This is a genomic window from Pseudomonas sp. 4CAES_32.4 (genome assembly GCF_058136335.1).
Map to the genome: position 1 here is coordinate 4,064,660 of NZ_CM176882.1, position 18,839 is coordinate 4,083,498.

Annotated in this window: 15 protein-coding genes; 9 read left to right on the top strand and 6 right to left on the bottom strand. The window is 61.1% G+C overall.

The window, feature by feature from the left end; all coding sequences use genetic code 11:
* Positions 1–276: 276 nt before the first annotated feature.
* Both zapE and AC3Y64_RS18255 read left to right on the top strand, forming a co-directional pair.
* Positions 277–1,407: a cell division protein ZapE gene (zapE, locus tag AC3Y64_RS18250; protein ID WP_489984760.1), complete on the top strand. Its 1,131-nt coding sequence runs from the start codon at positions 277–279 to the stop codon at positions 1,405–1,407.
* Positions 1,408–1,549: 142 nt separating this feature from the next.
* Positions 1,550–2,863: a leucine-rich repeat-containing protein kinase family protein gene (locus AC3Y64_RS18255; protein WP_489984761.1), complete on the top strand. Its 1,314-nt coding sequence runs from the start codon at positions 1,550–1,552 to the stop codon at positions 2,861–2,863.
* A 209-nt stretch (positions 2,864–3,072) separates the two neighbouring features.
* Here the strand turns inward: AC3Y64_RS18255 and AC3Y64_RS18260 are convergent, their stop codons facing one another.
* Positions 3,073–3,777, bottom strand: coding sequence for a YebC/PmpR family DNA-binding transcriptional regulator (locus AC3Y64_RS18260; protein ID WP_158954787.1), 705 nt, complete (start codon positions 3,775–3,777; stop codon positions 3,073–3,075).
* A 220-nt stretch (positions 3,778–3,997) separates the two neighbouring features.
* On the opposite strand from AC3Y64_RS18260, the gene AC3Y64_RS18265 reads away from it, so the two are divergent.
* On the top strand, positions 3,998–5,398 hold the full coding sequence (locus AC3Y64_RS18265; RefSeq protein ID WP_489984762.1) for a type VI secretion system Vgr family protein: 1,401 nt from the start codon (positions 3,998–4,000) through the stop codon (positions 5,396–5,398).
* A 4-nt stretch (positions 5,399–5,402) separates the two neighbouring features.
* Here the strand turns inward: AC3Y64_RS18265 and AC3Y64_RS18270 are convergent, their stop codons facing one another.
* Both AC3Y64_RS18270 and AC3Y64_RS18275 read right to left on the bottom strand, forming a co-directional pair.
* On the bottom strand, positions 5,403–6,794 hold the full coding sequence (locus AC3Y64_RS18270; RefSeq protein ID WP_489984763.1) for an FAD-dependent oxidoreductase: 1,392 nt from the start codon (positions 6,792–6,794) through the stop codon (positions 5,403–5,405).
* A 71-nt stretch (positions 6,795–6,865) separates the two neighbouring features.
* On the bottom strand, positions 6,866–8,191 hold the full coding sequence (locus AC3Y64_RS18275) for an MFS transporter (protein WP_489984764.1): 1,326 nt from the start codon (positions 8,189–8,191) through the stop codon (positions 6,866–6,868).
* A 282-nt stretch (positions 8,192–8,473) separates the two neighbouring features.
* Between AC3Y64_RS18275 and AC3Y64_RS18280 the strand changes: the two genes are divergently transcribed.
* Positions 8,474–9,352, top strand: coding sequence for a LysR family transcriptional regulator (locus AC3Y64_RS18280; protein WP_489984765.1), 879 nt, complete (start codon positions 8,474–8,476; stop codon positions 9,350–9,352).
* 103 nt (positions 9,353–9,455) lie between these two features.
* Here AC3Y64_RS18280 and AC3Y64_RS18285 read toward each other — a convergent pair whose 3' ends face one another.
* Positions 9,456–10,322, bottom strand: a complete 867-nt coding sequence (locus AC3Y64_RS18285) for a LysR substrate-binding domain-containing protein (protein ID WP_489984766.1) — start codon at positions 10,320–10,322, stop codon at positions 9,456–9,458.
* A gap of 112 nt (positions 10,323–10,434) precedes the next feature.
* Between AC3Y64_RS18285 and AC3Y64_RS18290 the strand changes: the two genes are divergently transcribed.
* The 3 genes from AC3Y64_RS18290 (at position 10,435) to AC3Y64_RS18300 (ending at position 13,260) form a co-directional block, all read left to right on the top strand.
* Entirely contained in the window at positions 10,435–11,544 is a 1,110-nt protein-coding gene (locus AC3Y64_RS18290; protein ID WP_489984767.1) for a 2-aminoethylphosphonate--pyruvate transaminase, read from the top strand.
* A 151-nt stretch (positions 11,545–11,695) separates the two neighbouring features.
* On the top strand, positions 11,696–12,523 hold the full coding sequence (gene phnX / locus AC3Y64_RS18295) for a phosphonoacetaldehyde hydrolase (RefSeq protein WP_489984768.1): 828 nt from the start codon (positions 11,696–11,698) through the stop codon (positions 12,521–12,523).
* 188 nt (positions 12,524–12,711) lie between these two features.
* A complete protein-coding gene (locus AC3Y64_RS18300) occupies positions 12,712–13,260 on the top strand; it encodes a cytochrome b (RefSeq protein WP_489984769.1) in 549 nt (182 codons plus the stop codon).
* A gap of 3 nt (positions 13,261–13,263) precedes the next feature.
* Here AC3Y64_RS18300 and AC3Y64_RS18305 read toward each other — a convergent pair whose 3' ends face one another.
* Both AC3Y64_RS18305 and AC3Y64_RS18310 read right to left on the bottom strand, forming a co-directional pair.
* A complete protein-coding gene (locus AC3Y64_RS18305; RefSeq protein WP_489984770.1) occupies positions 13,264–14,190 on the bottom strand; it encodes a 1-aminocyclopropane-1-carboxylate deaminase/D-cysteine desulfhydrase in 927 nt (308 codons plus the stop codon).
* Between the two features lie 144 nt (positions 14,191–14,334).
* Entirely contained in the window at positions 14,335–16,374 is a 2,040-nt protein-coding gene (locus AC3Y64_RS18310; protein ID WP_489984771.1) for a 2,4-dienoyl-CoA reductase FMN-binding domain-containing protein, read from the bottom strand.
* 208 nt (positions 16,375–16,582) lie between these two features.
* On the opposite strand from AC3Y64_RS18310, the gene AC3Y64_RS18315 reads away from it, so the two are divergent.
* Both AC3Y64_RS18315 and AC3Y64_RS18320 read left to right on the top strand, forming a co-directional pair.
* The gene (locus AC3Y64_RS18315) at positions 16,583–17,713 is read left to right on the top strand and encodes a nitrilase-related carbon-nitrogen hydrolase (protein ID WP_489984772.1); all 1,131 of its coding nucleotides are present in this window, start codon (positions 16,583–16,585) and stop codon (positions 17,711–17,713) included.
* A 3-nt stretch (positions 17,714–17,716) separates the two neighbouring features.
* Complete coding sequence (locus AC3Y64_RS18320) at positions 17,717–18,757, top strand: AraC family transcriptional regulator (protein WP_489984773.1); 1,041 nt, start codon at positions 17,717–17,719, stop codon at positions 18,755–18,757.
* Positions 18,758–18,839 lie beyond the last annotated feature (82 nt).

Consider the following 18,839-nt stretch of genomic DNA (forward strand, 5'->3'; position numbering starts at 1 on the left):
CTTCACTGCCGCTTTCCTTGTGAGGGACCGCTTGCGCCGTCGTAACTGTGTTTCAGGTTAGCAACGCAGGCCGATTCCGCCAGTCGATTGGATCCACAGATCTAACGGCATATGTTTCGAAAGGTTGGCAATACGTCGAAAAATCATCGTGGTTGCAATGTTGTTCAGTGATCGCCCACTCTCGCGTCATTGCAGTGGAAGGCGCACGGCGCCGCTGGTTAAACTATTGCCCCGCGCTCGCGGGAGCCGGCCTGACGAACACGGAGTAAGCCAAGAGTGCCCGCCCGATTGCCCCAACGATCTCGCCTGAGCCAACGCTGGTCGGCGTTGCGCCGCGTGTTCGGCAAGGGCATTGCCGCCAGCGCCGGGCATGACGCCAGCGCCCAGTCGATCCGCGATTACTTCCGGCACAAGGCGCACAATCTGGGCTACACCCTCAGCCACAGCCAACTGCAGGTGATCGACTGCATGGCGCAGCAGGCCAGTCTGCTGTTCGCTGCCTCCGCGCAAACCCCGCCGAGCCTGTACTTGTACGGCAACGTAGGACGCGGCAAGAGCTGGCTGCTCGACGGTTTCTTTGAGGCGCTGCCGACGACGCAAAAACAGCGTCTGCATTTCCATGAGTTCTTCGCGCAATTGCATCAGGGCATGTTCAATCATCGCGAGCAGGACGATGCCCTCGCCGCCACCCTCGATGAACTGCTGCAGGATTGCCGGGTGCTGTGTTTCGATGAATTTCATGTCCATGACATTGGCGACGCAATGCTCATCGCCCGCCTGTTCAAAGCCCTGTTCCAGCGCGGGATCATGTTGCTGGTGACGTCCAACTATCCTCCGCAGGGCTTGTTGCCCAATCCGCTCTATCACGCACGGTTCAAACCGGTGATCGAGCTGATCAATGCGCGCATGCAAGTGATGGAGGTCGGTGGTGCGCATGATTACCGCAGCCAGACCCGCCACCATGAACATCAAGTGTTTACCCACGGCCACTACGTGTGGCCGGGCACGCCGGCGCAGCGCCAAGCGCTGGATCTTCCCGCGCAGGATGCGCCACCGCTGCCGTTGGCCGTCGGTACGCGGCATATTCCGGCACGACGGAGTGAGGGCCGGCGCGTCGCGTTTACCTTTGCCGATTTGTGTGAGCAGCCGACGGCGGTGATGGATTATCTGCAGCTGTGTCGGCGTTTCGACCATTGGGTGATCGACGATTTGCCACTGCTGGGGGACTGCTCGATTGCTGCGCAACAACGCTTCATCAACCTGATCGACGTGCTTTACGACCAGGACAAGCACCTGACGCTGCTCGGCCAACGGTCACTGTGCGAAAGCCTGGGCGGCGATGCGATAGACCTGGCGCGTACTCGTAGTCGCTTGGGCCAGCTGCAGGTCATCCACGACTCCGCCTGACACCGCCAGATTTACCTGTGAGAGATCACAGCTAGCTCCCAGAAGGTTGCGCGGTCAATCCAATATCAATCCACGGCATTGCCGTTATCATGTCGGCCATTCCAGCGCCCTGCGCTTGTCCCTTTCAAAAGCGAACACTGACATGCACACCCTTGCTCAACTGCGCACCGGCGAGTTGTCTGGCAGCACCCGGCTGGATTTGTCTTGCGGACTGACCGAGTTCCCGCGCGAGATTTTCGACCTGGCCGATACACTGGAAGTGCTCAACCTCAGTGGCAATGTCTTGAGCAGCCTGCCCGAGGATCTGCACCGGTTGACCCGGTTGCGCGTGCTGTTCTGCTCCGACAACCTGTTCACCGAGCTGCCGGAATGCCTCGGCCAATGCGCGGCGCTGACGATGATCGGCTTCAAGGCCAACCGCATCGTCGATGTCCCCGGCAGCGCTTTGCCGCCGCTGCTGCGCTGGCTGATCCTCACCGACAATCACATCGAAATTCTGCCGAGCGAACTGGGCGAACGAGCGTATCTGCAAAAACTCATGCTGGCCGGTAATCGCCTGAAGGCGCTGCCGCCGTCGCTGAGCCAGTGTCATCGCCTGGAGCTGATCCGCATCGCCGCCAACCAGCTGACCGAACTGCCGCAGTGGCTGCTGACCCTGCCGACTCTGACGTGGCTGGCGTATGCCGGTAATCCGCTGGAAACCGAGGCCGACGCCGCTGCGTTGCAAGCGACGCCACTGATCGACTGGTCGGCGCTGCGTCTTGAACAGCAACTGGGCGAAGGCGCGTCCGGGGTGATCTCCCGGGCGATCTGGCATCGTGACGACGGTTCACTGCAACCGGTGGCGGTGAAGTTGTACAAAGGCGAAATGACCAGCGATGGCTCGCCGCTGCATGAGATGAACGCCTGTATCACTGCCGGGCTGCATGCCAACCTGATACAAGTGCTGGGGCGCGTTCACGGGCATCCCGACGACCAGCAAGGGTTGGTGATGCAATTGATCGACCCGAGCTTTCGCAACCTCGCGGGCCTGCCCAGCCTGGCGTCCTGCTCGCGGGATGTTTACGCCGATGACTGCCGGTTCAGTGCCGACGTGGCGCTGAACATCGCCAAAGGCATCGCCTCGGCCGCCGGGCATCTGCACCAGCACGGCATCACCCATGGCGATCTCTACGGGCACAACACTCTGTTGAACGAGCGCGGCGAATGTTTGCTCGGGGATTTTGGCGCGGCGTCGTTCCATGCCACCACCGACACTGCACAGACTCAAGCGCTGCAACGCATTGAAGTGCGGGCGTTCGGGATTTTGCTGGGGGAATTGCTGGCGCGTATCGACTCGGGGTTGAGTGATGAACGGCGTCAGGCACTGGAGATGCTCGAGCAGCGTTGCTGCCAGGCGGATGTGCTGGCGCGGCCGGGGTTCAATGAGGTGATGCGAAACCTGGAAAACCTGTGACCGCTGCGCGGTCAATCGCTAGCAGGGCTAGCTCCCACACTGGAATGCATTTCAATGTGGGAGCTGGTGAAACTGGTGCCTCCCACACTGGAATGCATTGCAATGTGGGAGCTGGTGAAACTGGTGCCTCCCACATTGGTTCTGTGGTGTGCACAACTCCTTGTGGGAGCTAGCCCTGCTAGCGATGGGGGCATCACTGACGCCGCAAATCAGCCAGCCAGACCAACGAACATGTCCTGCACGTCGTCATGGTTGTCGAGGCCTTCGAGGAAGGCTTCGACCTCAGCCATTTGCTCGTCGCTCAAACCGCTGACCGGGTTCTTCGGCTGGTAGCCCAGCTTGGCCGACAGCACGGTGAAACCTTGCTCCGGCAGGGCTTTTTGTACTGAATCGAGGTCGGTCGGGTCGGTGTAGAACAGGGTCGCGCCCTCTTCGCCCGCTTCAAAATCCTGCGCGCCAGCTTCGATGGCGGCCATCTCCGGATCGGCGTCCGGGGTGTCCGGCGATGCTTCGATCATGCCGACGTGGTTGAAGTCCCAGGCCACGGAGCCGGAGGCGCCCAGTTGGCCCTTGCGGAACGCCACGCGGATTTCCGCGACGGTACGGTTGATGTTGTCGGTAACGCACTCGACGATCAGCGGCACCTGATGCGGCGCAAAGCCTTCGTAGGTCACGCGATGGTATTGCACGGTTTCGCCCAACAGGCCTGCGCCTTTCTTGATCGCGCGATCCAGGGTTTCCTTCGGCATCGAGGCTTTCTTGGCCTGTTCGACGACCAGGCGCAGGTGTGCGTTGGTGGCAGTATCGGCACCGTTGCGCGCAGCAATGGTGATTTCTTTCACCAGTTTGCCGAAGATCTTGCCCTTGGCGTTAGATGCCGCTTCTTTGTGTTTAACCTTCCACTGTGCGCCCATTACTCACTCTCTTGATCTGTGGCGCCGAGACATCTATTGGCCGACGCGTGGCGGCAAGTTTATACGGCCTAAAGTCGGCAATCGACCAAAAAATCCAATGGGAAATCGACATCTTCGCCAGCGCTTGTAGGGCGATTCTGAAAACACCCTTTGTGATGACCATTCTGCGCTGTGGTTTCGTACCCTCTGAGCCCCGTATTGCCTGACAGAGCCTGCTCAAATGCTCAACGACAAGGAAAGTCCGTTCACCCTGACCCTGACCGACAGTGGCTTGTCCCTGCCAGTCCTGCGCTTTGACGGTGAGGAAGCGCTCAACCAGCCGTTCCGGTTCAACATCGAGTTGATCGGCCTGGCGCCGGCAGTGGCGCCAGCGATGTGGTTGAATCAACCGGCATTTCTGCGCCTGAGTGACCACCACGGGATTCACGGCATCATCCAGAGCAGTCGCTGCGAACATCGCGGAACGCACCGGATCGGCTATCGAATGGTCTTGGTGCCGCACCTGCAAACGCTGGCGCAGCCCCTTAGGCGCCGGGTTTTCATCCAGCGCAGCGTGCCGCAGATACTCCTGCAATTGCTCGACGAAAACGCCCTGCTCCCCGATGGCTATCGCATCGAGATGAGCGTCGGCCAGTACCCGCAACGGCCCTTCTGCATTCAGTACGAGGAAAGCGATTTGGCGCTGTTGCAGCGATTGTGCGAGGAAGAAGGCATTCACTATCACTTCGAACATCAGGCAGACGGCCATGTGGTGGTGTTTGCCGATGACAGCCTGAACCTGCCGCAAGTGCCGACGTTGATCCCGTTCAAGGTCGATGAGCACACGCCATCACCTTCGATCAGTACCCTTTATCAGCATCACCACGCCGCTCCCATCGCGACGCTGCCCGCAATTCGCAACCGCGGACAGCGTACGTTCCAGGAAGATGCCGCCAATCAGACTGCGCCACATCCCGCGCCGCCGGTGATCACGGCGATCGAACAACACCATGCGCTGCAACGCAGTCGCCGACAGCTGGAGCGACAACGCTGCCAGCATCGCTCGATTCAGGGTCGCAGCGACGGCAAAGGTTTGCTCAGCGGACACCTGCTGCAGGTGACCGACCACCCCATCAGCTACTTCAACGAACAGTGGCTGATCACCGAAATGCGTCATCAAGGTCAGCATCCGTCGATTCTCGATCCGGTGCCGACGGTCCATCGCTATTACAACGACTTCACCGCCCAGCCGTGGTCGACCGACTTCCGTCCACCGCTCAAACAACCCCGCCCGCGTATCGGCGGCTATCACCTGGCGCAAGTGCTCGGTTGCCCCGGACAACCTTCGTCGCTGGATGAACAGGGGCGCATCGCCGTGCGGCTGTGGCCTGGGCAACAACCGCCGACGGTTGAAACCGAGGCTATCTGGCTACCGGTAGCCATGGCCCGGGCCTCAGGGCGTATCGCTCCTGACGAATTGCCCTGTGCCGGCAGCGAGGTCTGGGTGAGTTTCCTCGACAGCGATCCGGACCGCCCGATCCTGTGCCTGGGCACCCCGCAACAACGCCAACCCCGGGACACATCGCACGCGCCCGATAACGGTTTGCTGCTCGACTGGCTGGTCAATCGCGCCGGCCATTAGTCGCTCAACCCTTGTCGGCCTTACCCGCGGCAGCGGCGAATTTCGCCAGACGCACGTCCAGATGCCGAGGGCGGTGACCATGGTCTTCGGCGCGCTCCTTGCGGCGGATGGCGTTGCGCACCATCAGCGAGCCGAGGTAACGGATCGGCTCCGGCGGAAAGTAGCCCAACGGCCCGTTGACCAGCGGCGAGCGCGTCCACGGGTTGTCCAGGCCCTGCGCCAGCGAGGCGAGAATCTGCCCGCCCATGTGACACGGGCCGACGCCGCTGCCCGAATAGCCGAAGCCGTAAAAGACATTGCCGCTGTTGCTCATCTGCCCGAAGAACGGCAACCCGGTCACCGAACGATCCGACGGGCCGTTCCAGGTGGCGTCGACTTTGACCTCGGCAAACGCCGGGAAAAAATCGGCAAGACTGCGCTGGAGCAGCCCCGCATAAGGCGACGGCTGATCGAACACCGGCAGCATCCGTCCGCCATAAGCAAAGGTGTTGCCGCCCTTGCCGAGCATGATCCGACCGTCCGGGGTGTTGTGGTAGTAGTGCACGAAAATCCGCGAATCGAGCACGGTGACGCCACTGGTCAAACCGATTTCCTGGAGCAATTCCGGGCGCGGTTCGGTGATCAGCATGTCGCTGGAAACGATCGCCACACTGCGTTCGAACTGCGGGAAAGCGCGGGCCATCCAGGCGTTCATCGCCAGCACCACACGGTCGGCGATCACATTGCCGTTCGCCGTTTGGATTCGCGCCGGACGCCCCTCTTCCAGCCCGGTCATCGCCGTGTTTTCGTGGATTTTCACGCCGAGTTGCAACGCCACCCGGCGCAAACCGCGCACCAGTTTGCCGGGTTGCACACTCGCCGCTGCCGGCGAAAACCAGCCTTCCAGATGTTTGCCGGAGCCAGCCATGCGCTGGACATCGGCCACCGGACGCTGGCTGAACGAGTTGATGCCATTGCGCTCCAGCGCGGCGATCACCGCGTCTGTCGAACCGACCTGCGCACGGTTGGTCGCGGTGTACAACGTGCCATCGAGACGGTAATCGGCATCCACGTCGTACTGCTCGCAGAACTCGCCGATGGCGTGGATGCTGCGCTCCGATTCCTTGACCAGACGCACCGCTTCTTCCACACCGAATAAACGCTCAAGGGTGAAATATTTGGCCGACCACGACAACGCGCAGCCACCGTTGCGCCCACTGGCGCCAGCACCGCAGATGTCCGCTTCGATCAGCAGCACATCGAGTTCGGGGTTCTGCTGTTTGAGCATGATCGCCGTCCACAAACCGGTGTAACCGCCTCCGACGATGCACACGTCAGTGCGCACTTCGCCTTGCAACGGCGGGCAGGTGTCGGACGTGTCAACCTGCAAGGCCTGCTCCAGCCAAAACGGTCTCATGGGTTTTCTCCAGTCAGATGGCCACGGCACAGCCTGCCGCGAACGCCGCAGCAGGCCGCGAGGCAAGGGGTTCAGGAACGCAGGGGTTTGATCGTCAACGGGCAATTGGGAACGGACGCGCGCGGTTCCATCACGCCGACCGGGCGGCTGTTCCAGTGCGGAATCAGCACCAGTGCCGAGAACAAGGCGCAACCGGCGAAAACAATGAACACGGTGACCGTATCGAAGTATCCGGGAAGCAAACCGCCAAGCACCGCGCCGACCGAGCCGCAGCCGTTGACGAAGCCTGCCGCCGTGGCGCCAGCCTTGGCTTTGCCGAAGTCGATGGCCGCCGCACCGCTGATCATCGAATCCGGGCCGTACAGGGTCAGGCCCATGACAAACAACAGCGCCACCACGATGATCACGCTACCGGACTGCAACGCCGCCATGAACAGCGCCAGCGTCACGGTGAGCAAGAGCAGACTGATCACGCACGCTGGCATGCGTCGAGCGCCGAACAGTTTGTCCGAGGCCAGACCAATCATGATCGGCCCGAGCAAACCGGCCAGTTCGAACGAGGTCGGAATGATTGCCGCGCCGACCTTGCCGACGCTGGGCATCTGTTCGAAAACGATCACCGGCCCCCACAACAGAATCGCGTAACGCGCCGGTTTCAACATGAAATACGCCAGGCCCAACACCAGCACCGTGCGGTTGCGCAGGATTTCCTTCAATGGCTCCCAAACGCTGAGTTTGCTGTTGGCTTCGGTTTCTTCAGCCGTGAGTTCGGGCTCCGGCTCGACTGCCGGCAAGCCGACGTCTTCCGGTTTATTGCGTTGGAAGATAAAGAACAACACCGCGACCACGGCGACCACGGCGGCACTGGAAATGAACGCCGCGTGCCAACTGCCAATGAGCGTGTATGCCCACCAACCGGCAAACGGTGACGCCACGAGACCACCAAACGCGTAGCAGGAACTCCACAAGCCGAGCACCCGCCCACGCTGTTGCGCCGGGAAGAAACTGCCGAGGTTTTTACACAACCCCGACCATCCTGTTGATTGCGCCAAACCTTGAATCAACATGCAGGTGGCGAAGATCGGCAGCGTGGCTAAACTGCCCATCACCAGCGCCGCAGCAGCGGAAATCAGCAAACCGCCGAACACCACAACCCGTGGGCCAAAGCGGTCGGCGAGCATGCCCCAAGTGAATTGGCCGAGGGCGTAAGCCGCCAGATAGATGGCATCGAGGTTGGCCATGGCCATTTTGTCGAGCATGAACGTGGGGTCTTCGCCGATGCCGAGTTTGGCCACCGAGAAGGCTTTGCGGGTGAAGTAGAAAGCGGCGTACGCGAGCCAGGTGATAGCGAAGATCTGCACGCGCCAACGCGCAATGGTGCCGATGTGCTTGTTCATGGTGGTTCTGACCTCAGGGTGTGAGTGTGCCGGCAGAATCGTTAAGAAAAACGCCTGTGTTTTTATTGTTGAGCACTGCGATATCACCGCTTCCCTGGGGTGAAACCGGTCAGATGAGTCCTGCTGTTGCACGCACAGGCTCATCGCCATCCCCGCTGCCCGTCCGGACAGTCAGCGTTGGCGTGAGCCGATCAAAGCAATTACTGTTTAATAAATAAAATCGATTTATCGTATTTCACACATAAGCTCAGCTTGTTACTGACCACATAGCCAGGAGCCCTCATGTCCGTTTCCCACGCCCAGCTCAAAGCCTTCCACGCCGTGGCCGTGCATGGAAGCTTCACCAAAGCCGCCGAGCGGCTTTTCCTCACGCAACCGGCGATTTCCGACCAGGTGCGCAAACTCGAAGAACGTTTTGGAGTGTTGCTGTTTCACCGCAATAAACGTTCCGTGCGCCTGACCGATCTGGGCGAACGGCTGTTGGCGATTACTCAACGGCTGTTCGTGATTGAAGCGGAGGCGCAGGAATTGTTGCAGGAATCCCAGGCCTTGCAGACCGGCAGCCTGATTCTGGCGGTGGATGCGCCGGTGCATGTGTTGCCGCAGATCGCGCGGTTCTGCGAGCGCTATCCGGGTATCAGCGTAAAGATCGAGACCGGCAACACCGATGAATCGCTGTTCCGGCTGTTCAACTATCAGGCGGATCTGGCGCTGTTGGGCCGTGATGTCAGTGATGAGCGCTTGATGTGTGTGCCGCTGCGTAACGATCCGATGGTGGCGTTCGTGTCGCGCAATCACCCGTGGGCCGAGCGCGAATCGATCTGCCTGGCGGATCTCGATGACACGCCGCTGGTGTTGCGCGAGCACGGTTCGGTGACCCGGCAGACTCTGGAAGAAGAAATGGCCCGCGCCGGGTTTCGCATTCGCCCGGCAATCCAGGTTGAAGGCCGCGAAGCCGCGCGCGAGGCGGTGGTGGTGGGGATTGGGGTCGGCGTGGTTTCAGCGGCGGAGTTTGGTGCGGACTCGCGGGTGTGTGCGCTGCCGATTATCGACTGCACGCGACGGCTGACGGAGACACTGGTGTGTTTACGGGAGCAAAGCAATCGACGGGTGGTGGCGACGTTTCTAGAGATGGTTCGCGAAAGCCTCCCCGGCTCCTGATCGTTCCCACGCTCTGCGTGGGAATGCCTCAACGGACGCTCCGCGTTCGGCTTTGGATGGGACGGCGTCCCGGGCTGCGTTCCCACGCAGAGCGTGGGAACGATCACGGTGCGGCTGGCGCCAGACCAAAAAACGCCTGAATCAAGCGCAACTCCCGACGCCGCTCCATGCAACCGATCATGTGCCGATTGACCAAGCCCTCCCCGACAATCGGAATCGCTACCACGCGCGGATCATGGCTGACTTCCACCGATGACACCACGCCAACGCCCAGCTCGGCTGCCACCGCTTCGGTTACCGCTTCACGGCTGTCCAGTTCCAGCAACACTCGTGGATGGATCGATGCCTGCGCGCATGCGTCATCAAACGTGCGCCGGGTGATCGAACTCGGCTCGCGCAGCACCATGATCACTTGATCCAGCTCCTGAAGATTCACCTCACCGGCACGCACCGCCCACGGATGCCCCGCCGGCACCAGTGCGCAAATCCGCGACTCGCTCAACGCCTGCAGATGCAGGCCCTTGCGCGGTTCGACTTCGGTCAGCACCGCGACATCCGCGTGCTCGGATAACAACGCCGCCAGGGTTTCCTGGGCATTGCCCAAACGCAAATTCACGGTGATCCCCGGATATCGCGCGCGCAGGCTGGCGAGCATCGGCATGACCATGTGCGGGCCGTCCGCCGCCACTTCGAGGCGCCCGGTGAGCAATTGCCGATTGGCTTCGAGCATCGTCTGCGCCTCTTCCGCGAGGCCAAACATGGCACGGGTGATCGCCGCCAGTTTGGTGCCCTCCTCGGTCAGTTCCACTCGTCGCGCGGTGCGTCGCAACAGAGTGATCTGGTAGTGCTCCTCCAGCGCCTTGATGTGCCCGGTGACCGCCGGCTGACTGATGAATAACCGCGCCGCAGCGCGGGTGAAGCTGCCTTCACGGGCGACGGCGTCGAAGGCGCGCAGCTGAAACAGGTTCATGAATAACTCTCGCTGATGGCTGGCATAACAACAAACAATTTGATTGATGCAACGGCGAATTGCAACGTATGCCCCGTAGCTTCATCCCACAGCGCTATCCGAGGACACACGAATGAGTATCGCCGAACCCATCCTGCTCACTCCCGGCCCGTTGACCACTTCGGCCCGCACCCGCCAGGCGATGATGGTCGACTGGGGGTCATGGGATGACCGCTTCAACCAACTGACCGCCAGCCTGTGCGAGCAATTGCTGGCGATCCTCAACGGCGCCGCGACTCACCACTGCGTGCCGTTGCAGGGCAGCGGCACTTTCGCCGTGGAAGCAGCGATCGGCACCTTGGTGCCCCGTGACGGCAAAGTGCTGGTGCTGATCAACGGCGCCTACGGCAAGCGACTGGCGAAAATCTGCGAAGTGCTTGGCCGTTCCTTCAGCACTTTCGAAACCGCTGAGGACGAACCGACCACCGCCGCCGACGTCGACCGCCTGCTGCGCGCCGACAGCAACATCACCCACGTTGCGCTGATCCACTGCGAAACCAGCACCGGGATTCTCAACCCGCTGGCGGAAATCGCCCAGGTCGTTGAACAACACGGTAAACGCCTGATTGTCGATGCCATGAGTTCCTTCGGCGCCTTGCCCGTAGATGCGCAGAAAGTGCCGTTCGACGCGCTGATTGCCGCGTCCGGCAAGTGTCTGGAAGGCGTGCCGGGGATGGGTTTTGTCTTCGCTCGCAAAGAATCGCTGGCCGCAGCCGCTGGCAACTCAAATTCGTTGGCGATGGACCTGTTCGACCAGCACGCCTACATGATGAAAACCGGTCAATGGCGTTTCACCCCGCCGACCCACGTGGTCGCGGCGCTGCACGAAGCCCTGCTGCAATACAACGAAGAAGGCGGCCTGCCCGCACGGCATGCGCGCTACGCGGCGAACTGCCAGGCACTGATGGAAGAAATGGGCAAACTCGGTTTGCGCAGCTTCCTGCCGGCGGCGATTCAGGCGCCGATCATCGCCACGTTCCATGCGCCGAGTGACCCGCGCTATCAGTTCAAGGATTTCTACGAACGCGTGAAGGCCAAGGGTTACATCCTTTATCCGGGCAAGCTCACTCAAGTCGAAACCTTCCGCGTCGGCTGCATCGGCCACGTCAGCCCGGACGAAATGCGCCTGGCCGTTGCGGCGGTGGGTGAAGTGCTGCGCGAGATGGAAGTCCTCGAAATCTGATCCGACTCGATCCCTGTGGGAGCGGGCTTGCCCGCGATAGCGGTCTGACATTCAGCACAAATGTCGACTGAAAGGGCCCCATCGCGGGCAAGCCCGCTCCCACAGGATCGCCGAAACTTTTGATTAGCCCGTTCTCATAGGAATTGTTGCCATGAACTACGTCAATCCAAGCAAGCTGCAAGCCGCGATCCTCGACTGGGCCGGCACCGTGGTCGATTTCGGTTCGTTCGCCCCCACGCAAATCTTCGTTGAAGCCTTCGCCGAATTCGACGTGCAGGTCTCCATCGAAGAAGCGCGCGGCCCGATGGGCATGGGCAAGTGGGATCACATCCGCACCCTGTGCGATCAACCACAAGTGGCCGAGCGTTATCGCAAAGCGTTTGGCCGCACACCGACCGATGACGACGTCACCGCCATCTACAACCGCTTCATGCCGCTGCAGATCGAGAAGATTGCCGAACACTCGGCGCTGATCCCTGGGGCGCTGGAAACCATCGCCAATCTGCGTCAGCAAGGCATCAAGATCGGCTCCTGCTCCGGTTATCCGAAGCAAGTGATGGACAAAGTCGTCGAACTGGCCGCGACCAATGGCTACGTCGCCGACCACGTTGTCGCCACCGACGAAGTGCCAAACGGCCGCCCGTGGCCGGCTCAGGCGCTGGCCAACGTGATCGCGCTGGGCATCGACGACGTCGGCGCCTGTGTGAAGATCGATGACACCGTGCCGGGCATCCTCGAAGGCCGTCGTGCCGGAATGTGGACCGTTGCGCTGATCTGCTCCGGTAACGCGCTGGGTCTGGATTACGCCGGTTTCCGTGCCTTGGGCAGCGATGAACTGGCCAGCGAACGCAAACGCATCCACGCGCTGTTCGAAGGTTCGCGTCCGCACTACATGATCGACACCATCACCGATCTGCCGGAAGTGATTGCGGACATCAACAAGCGTCTGGCCAACGGTGAGATGCCGCAGTCGAGCTGAACCCTGCCACTGGCTGCAAACAAAAACGCCAGCATCTGAACGATGCTGGCGTTTTTATTGGCAAAGCCCTGACTCAGCGCATTGAAAGTCCGATCAGCCTCAGGCAAATCCGCCAAAGCGGATTACAGTTAAAGCATGCCGTCGCGCAAGAACGGCCGTTTCGACCCTGATCTGTGAGGAAACACCGTATGCCGTGGACAAGTTCCGAGTCTCGCTACAGCACTGTGTCGGTGCTGTTGCACTGGCTGATGCTGGTGTTGTTGGTGCTGGTGTACGCCAGCATGGAATTGCGCGGCCTCTTTCCCAAAGGCAGCGGCGGCCGCACGCTGATCCGCGAAGTGCATTACATGCTGGGGCTGACCGTGTTCGTGCTGGTGTGGTTTCGCCTGCTGGCGCGCAACCTCGGCCCGGCGCCGAAGATCTTCCCGGCTTCACCGCAATGGCAAACCGTACTGGCGCGGCTGATGCACTGGGCGTTGTACCTGTTCATGATCAGCATGCCGATTCTGGGCTGGCTGATCACCAGCGCCGAGGGGCATCAGGTGATGTTCTATGGCTTTGATCTGCCGTTGCTGGTGGGTGAGGACAAAGCCTTCGCCAAACAGGTGGAGGGCTGGCACGTGCTGATCGCCACGATCGGTTATTGGCTGATCGGGCTGCATGCGCTGGCGGGGATCTATCACCATTATGTGGTGAGGGATAACACGCTGCTGCGGATGATGCCCAAGCGCGGTTGAGTCTTATCGATTGGCCGCCAATCCGCGCCGCCCCTGCAGGCCGCCGGTATGGATGAAGATCAGCCGTGTACCGGGGGCGAACCGACCTGTCTCGACTTGCAGTTTGAGCGCCAGAAGCGCTTTGCCGGTGTACAACGGTTCCAGCGGTACGCCGCTGGCCTGTTCAGTGTGTTCGATGAACTCCAGCAACGGCGGATCGACCTTGGCGAAACCGCCACGGCTGGCATCAATAAGTTCATAGGCCGCATCGGCCGCCCCGGCTTCACGAATGATCGCTGAGACTTGCGGCGCTACCCCATGATCATCCGGCACAGCCAACGCGCCATAGACCGGGTGCGCGCCAGCCTCGGCAAGAACCAGCCCGGCCAGCGTGGTGCCGGTACCGCAAGCCAGCCACCAGCCGTGATAATCACTCCAGCCGAGGCTGGCCAATTGCGCCTGTGCCTGCTCCTTGATGGCGGCGCAACCAAGCGCTCCCGGCAATCCGCCGCCGCCCTCCGGCACTGCATATAGATGTGGGTATTGTTCCTGCCAGGGTTGCCAGAATCCCGGCTCATGCCGCGCGCGATAACCGCCGTAACCCAGCCAATGCAACTGCATGCCGAACGCTTGCAGATCGCGCACCGTGGGAGTTTCCTGCGCATGTCCGCGCAACAGTCCCACGGTTTTGAATCCCAGCCGTTTGCCTGCCGCCGCCAGCGCATGCAGATGATTGGAATGCGCCCCACCCAGGCTGATGATGCCTTCGGCACCGGCACGGTCGGCGGCTTTGAGGTGTTCGACGAGTTTGAACCATTTGTTGCCGCTGATCAGCGGATCGATCTGGTCGAGGCGCAGGATCGCGACTTCAATGCCGGCGGTGGTGAGCCAGTCCAAATGAAGGTGTTCGAGGGGGGCTTGGGGTAGCCAATTGGCGGGAGGCAAAAGCATGGGCGGGGATTCGATCTGGACAGAGCCAGCATTCTAGTCGCTCACAAGCAGCCATCGCGAGCAGGCTCACTCCTACATTTGAAATGCGTTCCCTGTAGGAGTGAGCCTGCTCGCGATGGCCATTGGCACGCTAGACCTGCTAAATCAGAGTTCAGCCGCGAGGCGCGAGCCCTGATTGATTGCGCGCTTGGCATCCAGCTCTGCTGCAACATCGGCGCCGCCGATCAGGTGCACATTCTGCCCTGCCTCGACCAACCCATCGTGCAATTCACGCAATGGATCCTGGCCCGCGCAAATCACGATGTTGTCCACCGCCAGCAATTGCGGCTCGCCGGTTTCGCCGATGCGAATGTGCAAACCCTGATCATCGATGCTCAGGTATTCGACGCTGTTGAGCATCTGCACCTGCTTGTTCTTCAAACCGGTACGGTGAATCCAGCCAGTGGTTTTACCGAGACCGTCACCGACCTTGGTTTTCTTGCGCTGCAACAGGAACACTTCACGGGCCGGCGCATGCGGCGCTGCCTTGATCCCGGCCACGCCACCGCGAGCTTCCAGTTGCGCATCGATGCCCCACTCTTTCCAGAACGCAGCACGATCCTGACTGGTGGCCACACCTTCGTGAACCAGAAACTCCGAGACGTCGAAACCGATACCGCCCGCACCAATCACGGCGACACGCTTGCCGACCGGTTTGCGTTCAAGGATGACGTCCAGGTAACTCAGCACCTTGGCGTTGTCGACACCCGGAATCGCCGGTACACGCGGCGCAATGCCAGTGGCGAGAATGATTTCGTCGTAGCCGCCTTCAACCAGTTTTGCCACGTCGACGCGGGTGTTCAGGCACACCTCGACGTTGGTGGTCTGCAACTTGCGTTTGAAATAGCGCAAGGTTTCGAAAAACTCTTCTTTGCCCGGCACACGCTTGGCGATGTTGAACTGGCCGCCGATTTTGCTGGCCGAATCGAACAAGGTCACCTGATGACCGCGCTCGGCGGCCACGGTGGCGGCAGACAGACCCGCCGGGCCGGCACCGACCACAGCAATCTTCTTGATCTGCTTCACCGGCAAGTAGTTGAGCTCGGTCTCGTGGCAGGCACGCGGGTTGACCAGACAACTGGTGAGCTTGCCGCCGAAGGTGTGGTCGAGGCACGCCTGGTTGCAGCCGATGCAGGTGTTGATTTCGTCCGCGCGACCTTCGGCAGCCTTGTTGACGAAGTCCGGGTCAGCGAGGAAGGGCCGCGCCATCGAGACCATGTCAGCATCGCCTTCAGCCAGGATCTGCTCGGCGATTTCCGGGGTGTTGATGCGGTTGGTGGTGATCAGCGGAATGCTCACCGAGCCACGCAGTTTGGCGGTGACCTTGCTGAATGCCGCACGCGGCACCTTGGTGGCAATGGTCGGAATCCGCGCTTCGTGCCAGCCGATGCCGGTGTTGATGATGGTCGCACCGGCCTGCTCGATGGCTTTGGCCAGGGTCACGATCTCATCCCAGGTGCTGCCGCCCTCGACCAGGTCGAGCATCGACAGACGGAAGATGATAATGAAGTTCGGGCCGACCGCCTCACGTACGCGGCGGACGATTTCCACCGGCAGGCGCATGCGGTTTTCGTAGCTGCCGCCCCAACGGTCGGTGCGGTGGTTGGTGTGCGCGGCGAGGAACTGGTTAATGAAATAACCTTCCGAGCCCATGATCTCTACGCCGTCGTACTCGGCGGTTTGCGCCAGTACCGAGCAGGTAACGAAATCGCGGATCTGCTTCTCGATGCCTTCCTCGTCCAGCTCTTTGGGCTTGAACGGGTTGATCGGCGCCTGAATCGCGCTCGGTGCGACCTGTTTCGGGCTGTAGGCATAACGACCGGCGTGAAGAATCTGCATGCAGATCTTGCCGCCGGCGTCGTGTACCGCGCGGGTAACGATGCGGTGCTTGAGCGCTTCTTCCTCGGTGGTCAGTTTTGCCGCGCCGGAGTACACCCCGCCCTCGTCGTTCGGACCAATACCGCCGGTGACCATCAGGCCGACACCACCACGGGCGCGCTCGGCGAAGTACGCCGCCATGCGCTCGAAGCCACCCGGTTTTTCTTCAAGGCCCGTGTGCATCGAGCCCATCAGGGTGCGGTTGCGCAGCGTGGTGAATCCCAGGTCCAGCGGGGCCAACAGGTGCGGGTAATGAGCGGCGGTCATCGGTAACTCCACAACGAGCAATCACGGAAAAAGTGCGGGAGCTCTGCGTCCCCCGTCAGTCATGTTCGACAGACTAAGAGTCGCACTGCTGTCACTCAATGACCGTAACTGACAACTTATTGATCCAAATGCGCAGCGCCCCTTGGCAACCGCCGCCATGGGCCCTACCCTAGTCGCCACACCCTGTACCCGGCTGTTGTTGGTTTTCATGCGCAAACTTTTGTACCTGACGTTTTCCATGGCCCTTGTGGCTGCCCTCGCCTCCTACGCCATGTGGGCGGCAGACCGGCCGGCGGGGCATTACCTGTCGGACCTGCGGATCAAACTCGCAGTCGACCAAGGCACGCCCGCCGACCGTGGCAACTTGCTGGGCATTCAACCCGAGCTGTTTCCGACCGATTACCAAAGCCCCGAGCGTCTGCACCGCAAGCTCGCGGCCTATTTGCAGCAAGCCCAGGAGCAAGGCTTGTTGAACGACAAAACCGTGGTGGTGCTGCCGGAGCATGTCGGCACCTGGCTGATGATCAGCGGCGAAAAGGATGAGCTGTATCAAGCACCCACCCTCGCCGAAGCGATGAACTGGCTGGCGGCGAGCAACCCGCTGCTGTTCGCCCGCGCCTGGCTCAGTGCCAAGGGCGCCAGTCGCCTTGACGATGCGCATCTGCGGATGAAGTCCAAATCGATGGCCAAGGACTATCAAGCGCTGTTCGGTGGCCTCGCCAAAGAGTTTCACGTCACGCTGGTGGCGGGTTCGATCGTGTTGCCCGAACCGAGCATCCGCGATGGTCAGCTCAAACCCGGCAGCGGTGCGCTGTTCAACAGCAGCGTGGTGTTTGGTCGTGACGGCGTTCCGCTCGGTCAACCGCAGCGGCAGATGCACCCGATCTTCGATCAACGCGAAGTGATCGAGGGCGAAGGCAAACATGCGATCAACGTGGTCGACACCCCGGCTGGACGCCTCGGCATTCTGATCGGCAGCGACAGCTGGTATCCGGACAACTATCGCAAGCTCGATGAACAAGGCGCGCAACTGGTGGCGGTGCCGGCGTTCGTGGTCGGTCACAATGTCTGGGATAAACCGTGGGGCGGCTACAAAGGCTCGAGCACACCCGGCTCGGTCAGCCTCAAGCCCGGCGAAGTCAGCGAAGGTCAGGCCTGGCATCGCCTGACCCTGACCGCGCAACCGCCGAGCAGCAATGCCGTCGCCGGTGTCAGCGTGTTTCTGCGCGGGCAGTTCTGGGACAAGTTGAGCTCCGGGCAGAGTTTTCTCAGCGGCAATGGTCAGCAGTTCGCCGATGGCAATGCCCGTGGTGCGCGCTTGTTGAACATCTGGTTGTAAACCATGAAGCCGCTGCCGATGCGCCTCGGGGATTTGTCGGTGGGTTTCGTCCACAGTCTCGCCGATGCCGTGCGCAGTCATGACGCCGACCCACAACCGCTGCTTGAGCAATATGGCCTGGATGCCGCGCGACTGGCCGAGGCCGGCGCACGCTTGTCGATTCCTCGTTACATGCGCCTGGGGCACAGCGCGATTCAGTTGACCGGGGACCCGGCGCTGGGTTTACGCATGGGTCAGCTCAGTCGCCTGAGTCAGGCCGGACTGGCCGGGGTCACAGCATCACAGGCGCCCACCGTGCGCGAAGCCGCGCGTTGCCTGATCCGTTTTGAACCGCTTTACGGCTCCAACTACCGTGGTCAATCGAGTTTCCATGAAGATGCCCAAGGCGCGTGGCTGCGGTTCTATTCCATCAGCCCCTACAACGCTTATAACCGCTTTGTGGTGGACTCGATCATCGCTGGTTGGCTGCATCAGCTTTCGGCCGTCAGCCGCGAGCCGTTGCGCGCCGAACGCATCGACATCGAATTCGACGAGCCGGATTATCGCGTGGCTTATGCGGCATTGGGCGATTGCCCGATCCAGTTCGGCGCCGAGCGCAATCAATTGCGCCTGGGGCTGAACTGCCTAGCGCAACGCAATCCCGAGCATTGCCCAAGTACCTGGCGGCATCTGCTGCAATTGTGTGAGCGGGAACTGGAGCAATTGACCCGAACCCGCAGCCTGCGCGAGCGCATCACGCAATTGCTTGGGCCGTTGCTCAATGGTGGTCGAGAACCCGATCTGGAAGAAGTGGCGGCTCGCCTGAAACTGCCGACCTGGACATTGCGGCGCAAACTGACCGAGGAAGGCACGCAGTTTCGCGCGATCCTCAATGACACCCGCCGTGACCTGGCAATGACCTACATCCGCGACACCGAACTGGCATTCGGCGAAATCGCTTACCTGCTGGGCTTTGCCTCAGCCGAAGCCTTTCAGCGTGCGTTCAAACGCTGGAGCGGGCAGACACCCGGCGAGTTCCGCCGTAGTCACCGCAAAACGGCTTGAAAGCAGCTGCGCGCTGTGAGCGGCAAGCCGCAAGTCAAAGCTCGGTGGCGTCGTCGGCAGGCTCGGGTTGATCCAGTTCATA

Excerpts from the sequence above, each read along its gene's own strand:
- AC3Y64_RS18255 (WP_489984761.1), top strand. The coding sequence starts at position 1,550 with ATGCACACCCTTGCTCAACTGCGCACCGGCGAGTTGTCTGGCAGCACC.
- AC3Y64_RS18260 (WP_158954787.1), bottom strand. The coding sequence starts at position 3,777 with ATGGGCGCACAGTGGAAGGTTAAACACAAAGAAGCGGCATCTAACGCC.
- AC3Y64_RS18265 (WP_489984762.1), top strand. The coding sequence starts at position 3,998 with ATGCTCAACGACAAGGAAAGTCCGTTCACCCTGACCCTGACCGACAGT.
- AC3Y64_RS18270 (WP_489984763.1), bottom strand. The coding sequence starts at position 6,794 with ATGAGACCGTTTTGGCTGGAGCAGGCCTTGCAGGTTGACACGTCCGAC.
- AC3Y64_RS18275 (WP_489984764.1), bottom strand. The coding sequence starts at position 8,191 with ATGAACAAGCACATCGGCACCATTGCGCGTTGGCGCGTGCAGATCTTC.
- AC3Y64_RS18280 (WP_489984765.1), top strand. The coding sequence starts at position 8,474 with ATGTCCGTTTCCCACGCCCAGCTCAAAGCCTTCCACGCCGTGGCCGTG.
- AC3Y64_RS18285 (WP_489984766.1), bottom strand. The coding sequence starts at position 10,322 with ATGAACCTGTTTCAGCTGCGCGCCTTCGACGCCGTCGCCCGTGAAGGC.
- AC3Y64_RS18290 (WP_489984767.1), top strand. The coding sequence starts at position 10,435 with ATGAGTATCGCCGAACCCATCCTGCTCACTCCCGGCCCGTTGACCACT.
- phnX (WP_489984768.1), top strand. The coding sequence starts at position 11,696 with ATGAACTACGTCAATCCAAGCAAGCTGCAAGCCGCGATCCTCGACTGG.
- AC3Y64_RS18300 (WP_489984769.1), top strand. The coding sequence starts at position 12,712 with ATGCCGTGGACAAGTTCCGAGTCTCGCTACAGCACTGTGTCGGTGCTG.
- AC3Y64_RS18305 (WP_489984770.1), bottom strand. The coding sequence starts at position 14,190 with ATGCTTTTGCCTCCCGCCAATTGGCTACCCCAAGCCCCCCTCGAACAC.
- AC3Y64_RS18310 (WP_489984771.1), bottom strand. The coding sequence starts at position 16,374 with ATGACCGCCGCTCATTACCCGCACCTGTTGGCCCCGCTGGACCTGGGA.
- AC3Y64_RS18315 (WP_489984772.1), top strand. The coding sequence starts at position 16,583 with ATGCGCAAACTTTTGTACCTGACGTTTTCCATGGCCCTTGTGGCTGCC.
- AC3Y64_RS18320 (WP_489984773.1), top strand. The coding sequence starts at position 17,717 with ATGAAGCCGCTGCCGATGCGCCTCGGGGATTTGTCGGTGGGTTTCGTC.